The organism is Exiguobacterium sp. E4787, assembly GCF_018618375.1.
GTDB lineage: Bacteria > Bacillota > Bacilli > Exiguobacteriales > Exiguobacteriaceae > Exiguobacterium > Exiguobacterium chiriqhucha.
The window spans coordinates 1-3,037 of record NZ_JACSLY010000025.1; the positions used below are offsets into that span (position 1 = coordinate 1).

General features: G+C 41.3%; 1 protein-coding gene. It reads left to right on the forward strand.

Annotated features, from left to right (window positions below):
• Positions 1-256: 256 nt before the first annotated feature.
• Positions 257-3,037, forward strand: a 2,781-nt coding sequence (locus KNP80_RS15575) for a MucBP domain-containing protein (protein WP_214835074.1), incomplete at its 3' end; no start/stop codon positions are given.

Sequence of the window (3,037 nt, forward strand, 5' to 3'; positions counted from 1 at the left end):
ATCGAATGAGAGAAAAGAAACGGGCCGGCATCCAACCGGCGCGTGTCGATAGTTTCCAAGAGTAATGTGTAAAAAAGGGATTTTTAATCCGTTATTAAGAGGGAATTTTAAACCGCTGTTGACATAATAAGAATTAAATGAAATATTTAATATACTGTTATATAGAGAAATATCTGTTAAAATTAAAAAAGCTAAAAAGAAAAAATATTTTCTTTTTAGCTTTTTATTTATCTAAAAAATTATCTGGAGGTACAATGTGAATAAGAAAAGGAAATGGGTTGGATTTAAGTTATTTCTAGTATTTGTTTTAATTAGTTCTTTACTTTTACCTTCTTTGAACGTGGCATATGCTATGCCAGAGGTCTTAGAAGAAGAAAATGAAGATCAATCTGGAGCCGTACGGAATGTCGCTGGTAATTTTGAATTTGACGATTCAATCATATCGAAAAAAGCTACTTATACCGGCAATACTGGCGAGTACTTTATTGACTTGACGGTAGAAGGTAAGTCTCGACAAGAGCTTGAGTCCACTGACATTGTCATTGTGTATGATAATTCCAGTAGTATGAATACGGATAACCGCGATCAAATAGCGGCTGCGGAAACCGCTGACTTTGTCAATGGTTTATTGAATGAGCAGGTTAATGCCGAAAAAAACATTCGAATGGCTTTAGTAACATATGGAACAATGGTCTTTGATGGAAGGAATAATGAAGTTTATTCTGGAACTAGCGCACGACCGGAAAACTATTCCTTTAAAACATTTACAAGTAATCCAAATGACATCATTAACCAGATTCCAACAAATGTCCCATCAGAGAGAGGAAATAACTTAAATGGTGGGACATTTACTCAACAAGCGCTTGAGGAAGCTGCGTCACTATTACAAAGTAGCAGTGCGGACAATCGAGTAATTATTACCCTGACGGATGGTGTGCCGACAGTTAGTTATAATACGAATCGGCAGATAGTAGGGAATGGAACTAATTTTAATTACACTTCTAATGGACAGCCGCGTACGCACGGACAAGACACTATTGCGGCAGCAGCCTCAATTAAGGGCCAGGGAATTACAATGGCTTCTATTGGACTTGAGTTGACGGCTGGTCAGGGGGCAACAGCTGAGCAAATCATTGAGGTTATGCAAGGGATTGCATCGACTCAATACGACTATTACCCTGTGAGTCAGATTTCAGAGTTAGGCGATTCTTTAGCCCAGTTATCCAACTATTTCACTAATACTGTTCATAGAGCGTCAGTTACTGATCCAATGGGGGAATATGTCAACTTGAAGTTGGGAGAAACACCTGATTTTGAATTGGCTACCTCAGCAGATTTATCAGATGGAGATTACTTTGTGTCTGCATCAGATGACAAGTTGCTACAGTCTGTGGTTTTAAATGAAGAGAATGAAACCATCACGCTGAACAATCTAAGTCTAGGTGAAAATGAAGTTATTTCTCTCCGTTATAAAGTACAACTAGACACAGATAAAGATGGATTCAATCCAGATACATTTTATGCTACAAACGCGCCTACACTGTTAAACCCAAGGATTGAAGAACCGGACTTGATTCGTGAATTTCCAATTCCTGAAGTGAGAGGTACTCAAGCTGTTATTACAGGTGAGAAAAACTGGAACGATTACGAACAGGAAAATCTGCGACCAAACGAAATTGTCGTAGAACTTTTTAGAGAAAACGATCAAAAAGTTGGTGAACAGTCGGTATCCCAAAGTGAAGAGGGATCATGGGTGTTTACGTTCGAAGGGTATTCATTATATGACTCAAACGGTGACCCCATTAATTACACTGTTCGTGAGCAAACGGTGGATGGTTATACGTCTACTGTCAATAATGAAACCAACGTTATTACGAACACATTGGTAGAAGAGGCAGAAATTTCATTAGTGAAGGCAAGCGAAGAAGAGGCTTTTACTCAAGCTGGTGATATTGTTACGTATACGTTTGAAGTGACAAATACCGGAAATGTGCCATTATCGAACATTCAGGTTGTGGATCCAAAGGTTGGAAAAGAAGTTGAACTGGACGTTACAACCTTAAATCCAGGCGAACTAGCATTAGGTTCCGTTCAATATACTGTTACGGCAGAGGATGTTGAAGCTGGGACAATTGTGAATACTGCATCAGTTACAGGGGAAGATCCAGCCGGAGAGCCTGTAGAGAACGATGGTCAGGATACTATTCCGTATGAACCGATCCCCTCTACTGTAGTTGTCGAACATGTTGATGAAGAAGGAAATCTATTGACTCCATCTACTGTGCTTGAAGGTAACGTGGGAGAACAATATGAGTCAGATGCCAGAGAGATTGAAGGATATGTACTAATCAAGACGCCAGAGAATGCAACTGGTGAATTTATAGAAGAAGCTCAAACGGTTACTTACGTATATGCCAAAGTGGCAGAAGACGTCACAGTGGTATACGTTGACCAGGATGGAAATGAGCTAGCCGAGCCAACGACGCAAACAGGGACAGTGGGGGAAGAGTATGTCACTGAACCGGTTGAAATTGAAGGATATGTCGTCATTGAAACACCAGAGAACGCAACTGGCGAATTCGGCGAAGAAGCTCAAACAGTCACTTATGTGTACGTAAAAGTGGCGGAAGACCTGACGGTCAAGTACGTGGACCAAGATGGAAATGAGCTAGCTGAGTCAACAACGCAAACAGGGACAGTGGGCGAAGAGTATGCCACTGAACCGGTTGAAATTGAAGGATACGTAGTGATCGAAACACCAGAGAACGCAACTGGTGAATTCGGCGAAGAAGCTCAGACAGTCACTTATGTGTACGCAAAAGTGGCGGAAGACCTGACGGTCAAGTACGTGGACCAAGATGGAAATGAGCTAGCTGAGTCAACAACGCAAACAGGGACAGTGGGCGAAGAGTATGCCACTGAACCGGTTGAAATTGAAGGATACGTAGTGATCGAAACACCAGAGAACGCAACTGGTGAATTCGGCGAAGAAGCTCAGACAGTCACTTATGTGTACGCAAAAGTGGCGGAAGACCTG